The organism is Dokdonella fugitiva (genome assembly GCF_014138265.1).
In the GTDB taxonomy this organism is placed as follows: Bacteria; Pseudomonadota; Gammaproteobacteria; order Xanthomonadales; family Rhodanobacteraceae; genus Dokdonella_A; species Dokdonella_A fugitiva_A.
Genome location: NZ_JACGXL010000003.1, coordinates 460,844 through 474,029 on the forward strand (window position 1 = coordinate 460,844; position 13,186 = coordinate 474,029).

The following is a 13,186-nucleotide window of genomic DNA, read 5'->3' on the forward strand; positions in this document are numbered from 1 at the left end:
CTCCGAACAGGACGGCGTGACGCGGTGGTCGCGACCGCCGCTAGGCGGCGCGCCGCGAATTCGTCCGCAAGAAGGTCCTGCCGACGTTTCGAGCGCGGCCGGCTGCGAGAGCCACGGGACGTTCTACGAAAGCTCGGTATTCGCCCAGGCGTGGAGGCCAGGCGCATCCCATCCGAGCAACCAGAACTGTTTGCCGGGACCGAACGCGACAGGGCACCGGAGGTCCATACGGCAAGCCTTCAGCGAAGCTCGTCCTCGAGGACTTGCTGTGGACGATCCTGCGTGATCATCGAGCGAAGCAATGACACATGTGACGCGATCGCATGCGATAGCCGCGCAGCGAAGCGGAAAGCGGATGCAGAACCTGGGGAGGATCCTGCATCCGCCTTCACGCAAAGCAAACGGTCCGTGGGCCATCGGACCGCTAGGGTTCGGTCGATGGTGACGCGCTCGCTCGAATATCAAGAACGATCATCAAACGTGCACTGCGACATTGCTGCCCTTGTCGATTGACGCACTGCCGGGCACCGGGCGTGGCATTGCGGCCTATGCGACCGTATGCGGCTACGATGCGCGCATCCCTCCGTCGAGCCTGCTTGCCATGTGGAATGCCCTGCTGCCCGTCCTGCTGCTGATCGGGTCGAACGTGTTCATGACGTTCGCCTGGTACGGCCACCTCAAGTTCACCGACCGGCCGCTCTGGCTCGTCATCGTCGTGAGCTGGGGCATCGCGTTCTTCGAGTACTGCCTGCAGGTGCCGGCGAACCGCTACGGCTTCGCGGTGTACAACCCGGCGCAGCTCAAGGCGATGCAGGAGATCATCACGCTCGGCGTGTTCGTGGTGTTCTCGGTCACGTATCTCGGTGCGCCGATTCGCTGGAACCACCTGGCCGGGTTCGCGCTGATCGTCGTCGCGGGTTTTCTGATCTTCAAGGAGTGATGGGCGGAGCGCTGCGCTCCGACTGCCCCTCACCCCGACCCTCTCCCGCACGCGGGAGAGGGGGAACGGCGATCACCGCACCGCGCCCGGCCCCGCTCCTTCCTGAAGCAAAGCTTTCGCGAAGCTGACGACGCGACTCTCTGACATGCTGCGCGCGCTCGCGCCAGCGGGCGCGTGCATTCCCGTCAGGAGACCCCGCATGAAGACGCTGCTGATGTCGTTGACGATGGGCTTCGCATTCCTCGCGCTCACCGCGCACGCGCAGGCGCCGGCGGCCGCGCCGGCGGGCAGTACCGGTTCGTGCAAGGACGGTACGTACACCTCGGCCGATTCGAAGAAGGGCGCGTGTCGCGGCCACAAGGGCGTGAAGGAATGGTACGCCGCCGCGGCGGCGCCGGCGGCCGCGAGCGACACGACCCCGAAGAAATCCGCGCGCGCGTCGAAGGCCGACAGCGCGGACAGCGCCGCGGCGAGCGCGCCGACGGCGGCACCCGCGGGTTCGACCGGCGTGTGCAAGGACGGCACGTACACGAACGCCGACGCGAAGAAAGGCGCGTGCCGCGGCCACAAGGGCGTGAAGGAATGGTACGGCAGCGCGGCCGCCGCACCGGCGCCGAAGAGCGCGCCGATGCCCAAGCCCGCGGCGCCGACGCCTGTACCGGCCCCCGCGCCGACCGCAGCGCCCGCACCGATGCCGGCACCCGCACCGGCGTCGACGCGCACGGCGCCGCAACCCGCGCCGTCACCGACGAGCGCAGCGGCCGGCGGTGGCAACGGCAAGGTCTGGGTCAACAGCGAGACGAAGGTCTACCACTGCCCGAATGACCGCTACTACGGCAAGACCAAGCAGGGCGAGTACATGAGCGAAGCCGACGCGATCGCGAAGGGCGCCCACGCCTCGCACGGCAAGGCGTGCACGCCATAGTCGTCATGCCCTGGCGCCGACGGGCCGCGGCTGCGCGGTCCGTCGACGCCGCGCCGCGGCGCTACTCGAAGCCGTCGCGGAAGATGAGGTCGATCGTGCTGCCCGCTTCGACTGCACCGCTGTCGCAGCCGCCGCTCGGCAGCGTCGGTTGCGGGCGCACCGCGCCGCGCTGGTCGTACGGTTGCGCGCACTGCGCGAGCGGCACGCGATTGATCGCCGCGCTGCCGGCCGCCGGCAGCATCGTCTGCGTCGGGCCGCCGTTGTTCGCGAGCGCGCCGAGCATCGGGTTGCCGGCACCGTCGCCGCTGCCCGAGAACGGGCACGAGGTCGCGCCGAACCAGACGTTGTAGCCGCCCGAGACGAGCGCCGTGCTGCTGCCGTCGCAGTTGCCGTTGGTGTTGTTGGCGAGGATGGAGCGGCTCACGACGAGCACCGCGGGATCCTCGCTGTAGATGCCGCCACCGTAGGTCTGCCCGGTGTTGGCGGTGACGGTCGCGTAGGTCACCGCGCTCGTGCCACCACCGGTCTGGAAGATGGCGCCGCCGCCCGAACCCGAGCCGGTCGTGCTGTTGCCGGTGAACGTCGAGTTGGACACGTCGAGATCGGACGTGCTGTAGATCGCCCCACCGCCGGTCGCGGCCGCGTTGCCGCTGAACGTGCTGTAGCGGATCGTCGCGTTGCCGCCGTCGTTGAGGATCGCGCCGCCGCGGCCGTTGGTGGTCGTGCCCGTGTTCGTGTTCGAGGCGAACGTGCTCCACTCGACGATCAGGTCGCCCTGGTTGAGGACCGGCGCGCCGATCGACGCGTTGTTCTGCATCTTCACGTGGTCGAGGCGCAGGAAGCCGAAGTTCTCGAGCGCGTGGGCCTGGTTGAACTCGCCGTGCTGCAGGGTCAACCGCTTGAGCGTGACCGTCGCCGAACCGAACACCTGGAAGAACGCCGACGCGTTGCCGCCGTCGAACGTGATGGTGCCGCCGCCGTCGATGGCGACGTGGTTGGCGATCGTCTTGTAGTTGGTGAACGTGATCGTCGCCGCGCCGCAGTTGAACGTGACGGTGCCGCTGCCGCTGGTGTCGACGGTCGTGAGCGCGGCGACGAAGCCGGCTTCGTTGCAGTTCGGCGGAGCGACGACCGCATTGGTCGCCGCGGCCTCGCCGGCAACGGTGAACAACAGCAATGCAGCGAGCAGGCGATGCAGGGGAGCGTTCATCGATTCCTCCATGGCGCATGGCGCGCGTTCGAGAACAGAAACGGGAAAACGTGGCGGAAGGAGACACCCGCGGCGGATCGTGGCGAAACGTCGCACGCCGTGCAAGGTCGCGCACCGCCTACTCGACCGCGATCGAGGGGGTCATCCTAGGCGGAATGTGGAAACTTACAACGACGGGGTCGTACGGCGATCACCGTCGCGACGATCGTCTCGGCGGCATCGTGCGCATGCGGTGAGCCCGCGGATCGCGGCACAACTCGCCTGCCCGCCGCCAAATTGCGCCATCCCGCGGCTTCGACGGCATCGCGCCCGCGCGCCGGGCGTTCGCCACGTCCCTGCGCCCACGCCCGCGCCGCCGGGCGGATGCTACGATGCCGCACCACGCGCCCTCGACCGACGACCGCGATGCCCGCCGACGCCACGCCCGCCCTGCTCGTCGTCGACGACGACGACGCCATCGTCGAGCTCGTCCAGCGCTACTTCGGCCTGCACGGTTTCCGCGTCGTCGCGGCAGCGGACGGCGCCGCGATGCGCGGCGCGCTGACGTCGTCGTCGATCGACATCGTGCTGCTCGACCTCGGCCTGCCCGGCGAGGACGGCCTCGAACTCACGCGCTACCTGCGCGCGCACTGGAGCGGCCCCGTGGTCATCGTGAGCGGGCGCGGCGATACGGTCGACCGCATCGTCGGGCTCGAACTCGGCGCCGACGACTACGTGACCAAGCCGTTCGACCTGCGCGAGCTGCTCGCTCGCGTGCGCAGCGTGCTGCGTCGCAGCCAGGAACGCGTCGCGGCGCGACCGACCGGCACTGTCGCACGCTTCGCCGGCTACGCGCTCGACACGGCCTCGCGCACGCTCGTGCGCGAGCGCGACGGCCAAGCCGTCGCGCTGACCACGGGCGAGTTCGACCTGCTCGCCGCGTTCGTCGCACGGCCGAACCACGTGCTGTCGCGCGACGACCTCATCGGCGCGCTGCACGGGCGCGAAGCCGGCCCGTACGACCGTTCGGTCGACATGCAGGTCGGCCGCCTGCGCCGCAAGATCGAAGCCGACCCGGCCCAACCGCAACTGATCAAGTCCGTGCGCGGCGCCGGCTACCTGTTCGCGGCGAAGGTCGAGCAGGCATGAACGCGATCGTGGCCGAAAGCGACCTGTTCCGCGCGCTGTTCGAAACCGCGCCGGACGCGACCATCGTCGTCGACCGCGACGGCCGCATCGTGCTCGCCAACGCGCAGGCGGAAGCGCTGTTCGGCCGCGCGCCGGGCACGCTCGCCGGTGAACCGGTGGAAGCACTGCTGCCGACCGCATTGCGCGGCGGCCACGCCGCGCACCGCGAACGCTACATGGCCAATCCGCGCCTGCGCCCGATGGGCGCGGGCTTCGAGCTCGTCGGCCAGCGCCTCGACGGCAGCGAGTTCCCGGTCGAGATCAGCTTGAGCCCGGTGCGCGCCGGTGCGAGCCCGCTCTACGCGGCCTCGATCCGCGACATCTCCGAGACGCAGCGCGTGCGCCAGGCGCTCGCCCGCGCGCGCTACGACGCGGCCGTCGCCGAAGCCGGGCGCATCGCGCTCGAATCGCGCGCGGTCGAGTCGCTGCTGCCGTCGATCCCGGGCATGGTCGCCGGCGCGCTCGGCATCGACGGCGTCGCCGTGCTGCTGCCGGCGCAGCAGCGCTCCGGCCTGCAGGTGCAGGCCGCGCTCGGCGTGCCGCCGGCGTTGCTCGACGAGCTGCCCGCGCTGCTCGCACGCGACACCGACGACGCGCTGCCGGCGGCGGCGGCCGCGGCGGGCCTGCAGCGCACCGCGTCGCTGCCGCTGCACGGGCGCTACGGTGCCGACGGCGCGCTGCTCGCGTTCGCGGCGGAGCCGTCCGCGTTCGATCGCGACCAGCTGCACTTCCTGCAGTCGATCGCGAACCTGCTGAGCGCGGCGCTGCAACGGCGCCACAGCGAGGAGCAGCTCGCCCACGCGCAACGCCTCGAAGCGATCGGCCAGCTCACCGGCGGCGTCGCGCACGACTTCAACAACCTGCTCACGGTCATCTCCGGCAACCTGCAGCTGCTGCAGGACGGGTTCGAAGGCGCCGAGCGCGAGCAGATCGTGCAGGGCGCGATGCGCGCGGTCGCCAACGGCGCCGCGCTCACGCGCAAGCTGCTCGCCTTCGCGCGGCGGCAACGACTGACGCCGCGCACGATCGCGCTGCCGGAATGGCTCGCCGACCTGCACGCGCTGCTGCGCCGCACGCTCGGCGAGAGCATCGCGGTGTCGATCCGCTGCCCGGCGGCGACGCCCGCGGTCTACGCCGACCCGGGCGAGCTCGACGCGGCGCTGGTCAATCTCGCGCTCAACGCGCGCGACGCGATGCCGCGCGGTGGCAACCTCGACATCGAGGCAGGCGAGCTGCGCATCGACGCGGACGGCGAGGTCGCCGATCTCGCCGCGGGCCACTACGTCGTCATCGCCGTCGGCGACACCGGCACCGGCATGCCGGCCGACGTGCTCGCGCGCGCGCTCGAGCCGTTCTTCACGACCAAGGACGCCGGCCGCGGCAGCGGCCTCGGCCTCAGCATGGTGTACGGCTTCGCGCGCCAGTCCGGCGGCTCGATGACGATCACCAGCGAACTCGGCTACGGCACGCGCGTCGCGCTGTACCTGCCGGTCGCGACGCGCAGCGAGGCCGCGACGCCGACGCCGGCGGGCACGCCGCGCCGCGGCGGCAAGGTCGTGCTCGTCGTCGAGGACGAGCCGGAAGTGCGCGGCATCGCCGTCGCGTTCATGCGTGCGCTCGGCCACGACACGCGCGTCGCCGACACCGGCGAAGCCGCGCTCGCGCTGCTGCGCGCGGACGCGTCGATCGAGCTGCTGTTCACCGACGTCGTGCTCGGCAGCGGCATCAACGGCATCGAACTCGCGCGCGAGGCGCGACTGCTGCGTCCGGGGCTGCCGGTGCTGCTCACTTCCGGCTACGAGCGCACCGGCGAGGACATCGACGATCCGCAGCTGCCGCTGCTGCGCAAGCCGTATCGGCGCGAGGCGCTGGCCGAAGCGCTGGATGGCCTGTTCGAGCGCGCGGCGCGGTCCTGATGTCGTCGAAAGCCCCCAGCCACGAGAGAAAAGACTGAAACACGAAGGACACGAAGGACACGAAGGAAAGCAAAGCTTCTAAAGATTGAAACACGGAGCACACGGAGCACACAGAGGAAAAGCTTTCAATCGAAAAGCTCTTCTTGCCTTGCTTTCTCCGTGTGCTCCGTGTGCTCCGTGTTTCAAGCTTCCCTTCTTTCGCTTTCCTTCGTGTCCTTCGTGTCCTTCGTGTTTCAGGCTTTTGTCTTTTCTCCGTCTAGTGCACTGCCACCTGGTCGGATGCGACGCGCGCGAGCGCGGCCGCGTCGTGGATCGTCACGTCGCGGCGGTGGACGTCGATGAGTCCGTCCTCGGCCAGGCGTGACAGTACGCGGCTCACGGTCTCGTGCTTGAGCGCGAGGTAGTTCGCCATGTCGATGCGGCACATGCGCAGCACGAAGCGGCGCGGATCGAGGCCGATGCGCGCGTGCCGGTCGGCGAGATCGAGCAGGAACGCCGCGACGCGACTTTCCGCACCGAGCGTGCCGAGCGTCAGCATCCACTGGCGGTCGCGCCGGATTTCCGCGGCGAGCGATTCGGTCAGGCGCGCCTGCAGGGCCGGCACGCGCAGGCAGGCGGTGAGCATCGGCGGATACGGCAGTTCCCACACTTCCGAGTCCTCGAGCGCGACGACGTCGCAGGCGTAGCGGGCGAGGCCGATCGACTCGACGCCGAGGAGATCGCCGCGCATGCGGAAGCCGGTCACCTGCTCGCGGCCGTCGTCGGCGAGTTCGCTCGTCTTGAGGCAACCGAAGCCGACCAGGAACAGCGCGTGGAACGGCTGGCCGGCGCGGAACACGGGCTGGCCGGCGGCGACCTTGCGACGCGTCACCTGCACGTGTGCGCGCAGTTCGTCGATGCCGATGTCGTCGCGTGCCTCGAACACCGGGCGCGGTGCCTTGGCCACGGGTCCTGCGCTGGTCGCCTGGTTCGCGTACATCGTGCTGCTCCGCTGTCTTCGATGGAACGAAGTCTAGGCAGCCCCCGGCACGCGACGACGACGCGACGGACACGCTCGGTAACAGTGCGTAACACGCACGAGTTGATCTGTCGCAAGTCGCGCGCGCGCCGCCTGCCGATACTGCGTGCGAGACGCGGCTGCCCCGCCGCCGGGACCCGCATGCAACCCAAAGCGACCTTCATCGACCGCGCCGCCGTGGAGGCATGGGACGCCTGGTTCCGCCTTCGCGACGGCGCGCGCCTGTGCGACACCACGATCGAGTGCACGTGGCGGCGCGTCGCCGGCGCCGTCGCCGCGGGCGACGGTGCGTTGCGCGACGAACTCGCGACCGCGATGGCATCGTGGCGCGTCCTGCTCGACGAGCGCATCGTCGCCGTCGCCGGCACGGATGCGCGCGCGTGGCCTTCCGATCCGTGCGCACTGGTCAACGCGGCCGCGTTCGTCGACGCGCCGGGCTCACCCGACGCGCGCTTCGACGGCGCGCGCTTCGCCGGGTCCGCCGCGCTCGCGCTGCGCGCGCTCGATGCCGCGACCTCGCGGCCGACGACGCACGACGCGGTGCGCCCCGCGCTGGGCGTGACCGGCGTCGCCGACGCCCTCGCCCTGCTCGGCCTGCGCTACGACGGCGCGCCTGCGCTCGCGTTCGTGCGCAGCCTCGGCCTTCGGCTCGCCGAAGGCTGTTTCCGCGCGAACGTCGCGCTCGCCCGCAAGCACGGCGCGCGCATCGCGCTGACCCGTGCGTCGCGCGCGCGCGCGATCGGCCGCGGCATCGCCGGCGAACTCGTCGCGGACGCCGAACGGCACGGCTTGCGCCACGCCGGGGCACTCGTGCTCACCTCGCAGCCGCGCCTGGCCCTGCTCGCCAACGCGGTCGCGGACGCGCTCGACCCGCTCGCCGACGACGAGCGCCGGGTGAGTTTCCCGCCCGATCGCCGCGTCGTGCGGTCGCACGGCTGCGCGCGCGTGCTGCTGCGCGCGGCGGGGCGCTCGCTACCGGAAAGCGAAACGGCGCGGGGGGTGTCGATCGGCGCGCAGCTCGCGCTGCGCGGTGCGCTGCAACCCTGGCTCGATGCACCGATCGACCATCCGGTGCGCGTGGCGCGGGTGCCGACCGCGGACGAAAGCGCGCGGGCGCGCGCGCAGGCGGTATGGCTCGGACTCGTCGAGCCGCGCTTCAGCGTCGACGACGCGGCATCCGGCAGCGTCGCGTCGATGGCCTGACCGCGCGCGCGGGCGCGACGGTCAGTCGAACAGGGAGCGCAGGAACGGCACGGTGACGCGCCGCTTCGCCGCGAGCGAGGCGCGGTCGATGCGATCGAGCACGCCGAACAGCGTCGCGAGGTCGCGCTTGCTGCGCGCGAACAACCAGTCGAGCGCGGCCGCGTCGAGTTCGATGCCGCGCGCGAGCGCGCGCTCGCGCAGCAGCGCGCGGCGTTCGTCCTCGTCGAGCGGCCTCAGCGCGAGCTGGGCGCAGGCGGACAGGCGCGAAACGAGGTCGGGCAGGCCGATGCCGAGCTGCGCCGGCGGCGCCGACGCCGCGAACAGCAGCAGCGAGCCTTCCGCGCGGCAACGGTTGTAGAGGTCGAACAACGCATGCTCCGCGTCGCGCTCGCCGGCGATCGCGTCGACGTCGTCGAGCGCGAGCAGGTCGCTGCCGCCGAATCCACGGATCGCCTCGGCGCGGCGCGCGCGCAGGCTCGCCAGCGACAAGTACTGCGCCGTGCGCCCGCCCGCGTTCGCCGCCGCGCACGCGGCGACGAGCAGGTGCGTGCGACCGCTGCCCGACGCGCCGTGCAGGTACAGCCACGCGCGATCCTCGCAGCGCGACGCGCGCTGCAACGCTTCGAGCGCGCTACCGTTCGCGCCGGCGACGAACCCTTCGAAACGCTGGTGCGCCGGCCAGCGCAGCGCGAGCGGCAACTGCGAACTCATGGGTCAGGCCGGCGGCGAGCCCGGCGCAGGCGGTGACGGCACGGACGATGTCGCACCGGCGACGGCTGCCTGCTCGCCGCCCTTCCCGACGACGACGATGCCCGGTGTCGATCCGCTCGTGTAGAGCTCGCTCGCGGTGTAGCGCTCGTACAGGTAGCGCAGCACGACCATCACGACCGAGGCGGCCGGCAACGCGAGCAGCACGCCGAGGAAACCGAACAGCTCGCCGCCCGCGAGCACGGCGAAGATGACCGCGACCGGGTGCAGGCCGATCTTGTCGCCGACGAGCTTGGGCACGAGCACGTAGCCCTCGAGCGTCTGGCCGATCGCGAACACGCCGAGCACGAGCAGCACGTGCGTCCAGTCCTGGTACTGCACGAGCGCGGCGATGACGCCCATGACGACGCCGGTGATCGCGCCGAGGTACGGCACGAAACTGATGAGCCCCGCGATCATGCCGATCAGCGGGCCGACGCTGACGCCGACGAGCCACAGGCCGATGCCGTAGAACGCGCCGAGCACGAGCATGACGCTGAGCTGGCCGCGCAGGAACGCGCCGAGCACGTCGTCGGACTCGCGCGCGAGGCGCGCGACGACCGGCTCGATCGAGCGCGGGATCAGCGCGTGGATGCGCGCGACGAGATCGTCCCAGTCGCGCAGCAGGTAGAACGCGACGACCGGCACCATCACGAGGTTGAGCACCCAGCCGACCACCGCGAGGCCGGATTTCGACACCTTCGCGAGCACGCCCGCGGCGATGCCGCCGGCTTCCTTCCAGTGCGCCTGCAGCGCGGCGAGGATGCGCTGCGTGTCGAGCACGTCGGGCGAGATGCCGAACTGCGTCTCCAGCCACGGCGTCGCGCGCGTCTGGAACCAGTCGAGCCAGACCGGCAGCTGGCCGAGGAACGCGCCGATCTGGCGCTCGGTGAACGGCACCAGCAGCAGCAGGATCACCACCACGACGAGGGTGACGACGAGGAACACGAGGCAGACCGCGAGGCCGCGGCCCATCCAGCGCTCGAGCCGGTCGACGATCGGATCGGCGAGGTAGGCGAACAGCGCCGCCGCGACGAACGGCATCAGCACCGGCGCAAGCAGGTACAGCACGACGCCGACCGACGCGAGCAGGATCAGCCATTGCCAGCGCAGGTGCAGTCCGTCGCGCGTGCCTTCGTTCATCGTGTCCGTCCTCCGCGCAGCGTGCCGCGCGCACGCGCGCCCCACACGACGATGTAGTGCAGCCCGCTCGCGAGCGTGAAGCCCGCGGTGAGCGCGATCATGCCGGTGCGCAGCGGCGCCGGCGTGGCGATCCAGTGCGACAGGCGCAGCAGTTCGGCGAGCACGAAGGCGAGCTGGATCACCGTGGTCGCCTTCGACAGGCGGCTCGGCGCCGCATCGAAGCGGCCGACGAGATTGTGGTAGGCGATCGCACCCGAGACGATCGCGATGTCGCGGCCGACCACGAGCACGGCGAGCCAGGACGGCAGCTCGCCCGACAGCGCGAGCCAGACGAACGCGGCCATCAGCAGCAGCTTGTCGGCGATCGGATCGAGCATGCCGCCGATCCAGCTCTGCCAGCCGAAGCGCTTGGCGAGCCAGCCGTCGAGCGCGTCGCTCGCCGCGGCGATCGCGGCGACCAGCAGCGCGCCGTCGTAGCGGCCGGCGCCGATGAGCCAGCACAGCGGCAGCACCAGCAGCATGCGCAGCGCGGTGATCAGGTTGGGCAGGTGGCGCAGCACGGCTGCGACGTCAGTGGCCGAGCACGAGCGCCGCGTCCGCGCCGTCGACGCGACTGGAGCTTTCCGCGAGCGTGCGCTCCATCGCCACCGCGCCGAGGAAGTGGGCGACGTCGGTCGACAGCGACAGGTGGACGAGGATGCCGTCCGAGGTCGCCTGCGTCGGCTGCATCGCCTTGACGAAATTGTTCTTGCCGAGATAGCCGATCACGCGCGCGTAGTCGTCCGCGTTGCGGATGTCACCGATCCACACGGTGGCCTCGGTCGGCGTCTCCGGCGCGAGCGGCACGGCGGCGAGCGCGCCGAGCCCGAACTTCTGCAGCATCTGGTCGACCGCGCCGGCGTCGAACTGCGCGACCAGGGTCATCGGCGCGCCACCGTCCGCGTTGCGCCGGTACGAATACTGCAGCACGTAGCGCTCGGCCTTCTCGATCGCCTTGGCGACCTCCGGGCGCGCGATCACGCCGCTGTCGCCGGTCTGCTCGATGACGACGTTCGCGAGCGCGGTCTGCAGCGCACCGGTGCGCTCCTCGTCCGACTGCGAATTGACCGGCGCCGTGCCGGTATAGCTGGAGGGGCCGGCGATCGACACCGCCGGCAGCAGCGCCAGCAGCAACGCCAGCACATACCCCGTCACGGGGCCGGGCACGCGCGGAACAGGGAGTCGCACGGGGTCGTCCATAGGCATCGGTGGCCGCAAGTCTGCCCAAAGGCCGCCAGCACGTCCATGCGCGAGGTCGCGCCGGGCCGGCGCGGCGCGCAGGGATGAGCGGGAGTGGCGGGCGCCGCGGAATGCACCGGCCACGCGCCCGGACCGGCCCTGCGGGCGCGCCCGGAGCGCGCCGGAAGCACTTTCGCGGCACCCTGCTAGAATGCGCGGCCCCGCGTAGCCGTCCGCCACCATGTCCGTCGAACTCGAATCCCTGAGCTACCGCGCCGCCGGCGTCGACATCGACGCAGGCAACGAAGTCGTCGAGCGGATCAAGCCGCTCGTGCGCCGCACGTTCCGTCCCGAGGTCATGGCCGGCCTCGGCGGCTTCGGTGCGCTGTTCGAACTCGGCGGCCGCTACCGCGAACCCGTGCTCGTGTCGGGCACGGACGGCGTCGGCACCAAGCTCAAGCTCGCGCAGATCCTCGGTCGCCACGACAAGATCGGCATCGACCTCGTCGGCATGTGCGTCAACGACGTGCTCGTGCAAGGGGCCGAGCCGTTGTTCTTCCTCGACTACTTCGCGACCGGCAAGCTCGACGTCGACACCACGGTCAGCGTCGTCGGCGGCATCGCCAGGGGCTGCGAACTCGCGGGCTGCGCCCTCGTCGGCGGCGAGACGGCGGAGATGCCGGACATGTACCCGCCCGGCGAATACGACCTCGCCGGCTTCACCGTCGGCGTGGTCGAGAAGTCCGCGCTCGTCGACGGCTCGCAGATCAAGGCCGGCGACGCGATCGTCGGCATCGCCTCGAGCGGCGCGCATTCGAACGGCTATTCGCTGATCCGCAAGATCGTTTCGCGCGCGGGCATCACGCCCGACAACGGCGGCTTCGACCTCGACGTCGGCGGAGTGCGCCTCGCCGACGCGCTGCTCGCGCCGACCACGATCTACGTCAAGCCGATCCTCGCCCTGCTCAAGCAGCAGAAGCTGCACGGGATGGCGCACATCACCGGCGGCGGCCTCAAGGAAAACATCATCCGCGTCGTGCCCGAAGGCCTCGGCATCGCGCTCGACAGCAGCACCTGGAAGCTGCCGCCGCTGTTCGACTGGCTGCAGCGCGAAGGCAACGTCGCGCGCGACGAGATGCTGCGCACGTTCAACTGCGGCGTCGGCTACACGCTGATCGTGCAGCGCGACCAGGTCGGCATGACGCTCGATGCGCTCGAGGCGCTCGGCCTCGTGGCCTGGACGATCGGCGCGGTCGAACCGGCGCGCGGCGACGAGCGCGTGCACATCGCCTGACGCGAGGGCGAAGCGAAGGGCAAAAAGGGGACGGAGTGGACCACCCCGGGTTTCTCGGACAGTCTAATTAGACACCGCCTGCGCGGCGAAGTCTTCGGGTGAGCGGTTGCCCAGCGCGCTGTGCAATCGCTCGCGGTTGTAGAACACCTCGATGTAGTCGAACACCCGGGTTCGTGCCTCGTCGCGATCCTTGAACTGCTCGTGGTGCGTCAGCTCCTGCTTGAGCGAGGCGAAGAAGCTTTCCATGACCGCGTTGTCGTAGGGCATGCCCTTGCGACTCATGCTGGCGACGAGGCCGGCATCCCGGAGATCCTTCTGGTACGCCTTGCACGTGTACTGCACGCCTTGGTCGCTGTGGTGGACCAAGCCCGCCGTCGGCTTGCGGCGCAGGAGTGCCATCGCCAG

The 13,186-nt window shown here is 70.8% G+C and carries 13 protein-coding genes; 6 read left to right on the plus strand and 7 right to left on the minus strand.

The genetic code is table 11. The annotated features are described in order from the left end of the window. The first annotated feature begins 601 nt into the window (after positions 1-601). Together FHW12_RS12500 and FHW12_RS12505 are read left to right on the plus strand one after the other, a co-directional pair. Positions 602-940: a DMT family protein gene (locus FHW12_RS12500; protein ID WP_182531352.1), complete on the plus strand. Its 339-nt coding sequence runs from the start codon at positions 602-604 to the stop codon at positions 938-940. A gap of 199 nt (positions 941-1,139) precedes the next feature. Further along, a complete protein-coding gene (locus FHW12_RS12505; RefSeq protein ID WP_220484426.1) occupies positions 1,140-1,865 on the plus strand; it encodes a DUF3761 domain-containing protein in 726 nt (241 codons plus the stop codon). A 61-nt stretch (positions 1,866-1,926) separates the two neighbouring features. Here FHW12_RS12505 and FHW12_RS12510 read toward each other — a convergent pair whose 3' ends face one another. After that, positions 1,927-3,075, minus strand: coding sequence for a choice-of-anchor Q domain-containing protein (locus tag FHW12_RS12510; RefSeq protein WP_182531353.1), 1,149 nt, complete (start codon positions 3,073-3,075; stop codon positions 1,927-1,929). A 405-nt stretch (positions 3,076-3,480) separates the two neighbouring features. On the opposite strand from FHW12_RS12510, the gene FHW12_RS12515 reads away from it, so the two are divergent. Continuing rightward, positions 3,481-4,203, plus strand: coding sequence for a response regulator (locus tag FHW12_RS12515; RefSeq protein ID WP_182531354.1), 723 nt, complete (start codon positions 3,481-3,483; stop codon positions 4,201-4,203). Beyond that, complete coding sequence (locus tag FHW12_RS12520; protein WP_182531355.1) at positions 4,200-6,158, plus strand: PAS domain S-box protein; 1,959 nt, start codon at positions 4,200-4,202, stop codon at positions 6,156-6,158. Before FHW12_RS12515 ends, FHW12_RS12520 begins: the two co-directional genes overlap by 4 nt. Before the next feature lie 256 nt (positions 6,159-6,414). On the opposite strand, the gene FHW12_RS12525 is transcribed toward FHW12_RS12520, so the two are convergent. Continuing rightward, positions 6,415-7,137, minus strand: coding sequence for a Crp/Fnr family transcriptional regulator (locus tag FHW12_RS12525; protein WP_182531356.1), 723 nt, complete (start codon positions 7,135-7,137; stop codon positions 6,415-6,417). A 180-nt stretch (positions 7,138-7,317) separates the two neighbouring features. Between FHW12_RS12525 and FHW12_RS12530 the strand changes: the two genes are divergently transcribed. Beyond that, complete coding sequence (locus tag FHW12_RS12530; RefSeq protein WP_182531357.1) at positions 7,318-8,379, plus strand: hypothetical protein; 1,062 nt, start codon at positions 7,318-7,320, stop codon at positions 8,377-8,379. A gap of 21 nt (positions 8,380-8,400) precedes the next feature. Here FHW12_RS12530 and hda read toward each other — a convergent pair whose 3' ends face one another. From hda to FHW12_RS12550, 4 genes are read right to left on the minus strand one after another with little or no spacing between them, the layout of a single operon-like run. Then, positions 8,401-9,090 carry a DnaA regulatory inactivator Hda gene (hda, locus tag FHW12_RS12535; protein WP_182531358.1) on the minus strand — a complete coding sequence of 230 codons (690 nt, stop codon included), beginning with the start codon at positions 9,088-9,090 and terminating at the stop codon, positions 8,401-8,403. Positions 9,091-9,093: 3 nt separating this feature from the next. Beyond that, a complete protein-coding gene (locus FHW12_RS12540) occupies positions 9,094-10,269 on the minus strand; it encodes an AI-2E family transporter (RefSeq protein ID WP_182531359.1) in 1,176 nt (391 codons plus the stop codon). Beyond that, complete coding sequence (locus tag FHW12_RS12545; RefSeq protein WP_220484428.1) at positions 10,266-10,829, minus strand: CDP-alcohol phosphatidyltransferase family protein; 564 nt, start codon at positions 10,827-10,829, stop codon at positions 10,266-10,268. The genes FHW12_RS12540 and FHW12_RS12545 overlap by 4 nt, the downstream gene beginning before the upstream one ends. A 10-nt stretch (positions 10,830-10,839) precedes the next feature. Continuing rightward, positions 10,840-11,496: a DUF2066 domain-containing protein gene (locus FHW12_RS12550; protein WP_182531360.1), complete on the minus strand. Its 657-nt coding sequence runs from the start codon at positions 11,494-11,496 to the stop codon at positions 10,840-10,842. Positions 11,497-11,728: 232 nt separating this feature from the next. Here FHW12_RS12550 and purM point away from each other — a divergent pair, with 232 nt between their 5' ends. After that, a complete protein-coding gene (gene purM / locus FHW12_RS12555; protein WP_182531361.1) occupies positions 11,729-12,781 on the plus strand; it encodes a phosphoribosylformylglycinamidine cyclo-ligase in 1,053 nt (350 codons plus the stop codon). Positions 12,782-12,844: 63 nt separating this feature from the next. Here purM and FHW12_RS12560 read toward each other — a convergent pair. Further along, positions 12,845-13,186, minus strand: a 342-nt coding sequence (locus FHW12_RS12560; RefSeq protein ID WP_182531362.1) for an IS3 family transposase, incomplete at its 5' end; no start/stop codon positions are given.

Excerpts from the sequence above, each read along its gene's own strand:
- FHW12_RS12515 (WP_182531354.1), top strand. The coding sequence starts at position 3,481 with ATGCCCGCCGACGCCACGCCCGCCCTGCTCGTCGTCGACGACGACGAC.
- FHW12_RS12510 (WP_182531353.1), bottom strand. The coding sequence starts at position 3,075 with ATGAACGCTCCCCTGCATCGCCTGCTCGCTGCATTGCTGTTGTTCACC.
- hda (WP_182531358.1), bottom strand. The coding sequence starts at position 9,090 with ATGAGTTCGCAGTTGCCGCTCGCGCTGCGCTGGCCGGCGCACCAGCGT.
- FHW12_RS12500 (WP_182531352.1), top strand. The coding sequence starts at position 602 with ATGTGGAATGCCCTGCTGCCCGTCCTGCTGCTGATCGGGTCGAACGTG.
- FHW12_RS12520 (WP_182531355.1), top strand. The coding sequence starts at position 4,200 with ATGAACGCGATCGTGGCCGAAAGCGACCTGTTCCGCGCGCTGTTCGAA.
- FHW12_RS12530 (WP_182531357.1), top strand. The coding sequence starts at position 7,318 with ATGCAACCCAAAGCGACCTTCATCGACCGCGCCGCCGTGGAGGCATGG.
- FHW12_RS12540 (WP_182531359.1), bottom strand. The coding sequence starts at position 10,269 with ATGAACGAAGGCACGCGCGACGGACTGCACCTGCGCTGGCAATGGCTG.
- FHW12_RS12505 (WP_220484426.1), top strand. The coding sequence starts at position 1,140 with ATGAAGACGCTGCTGATGTCGTTGACGATGGGCTTCGCATTCCTCGCG.
- FHW12_RS12525 (WP_182531356.1), bottom strand. The coding sequence starts at position 7,137 with ATGTACGCGAACCAGGCGACCAGCGCAGGACCCGTGGCCAAGGCACCG.
- purM (WP_182531361.1), top strand. The coding sequence starts at position 11,729 with ATGTCCGTCGAACTCGAATCCCTGAGCTACCGCGCCGCCGGCGTCGAC.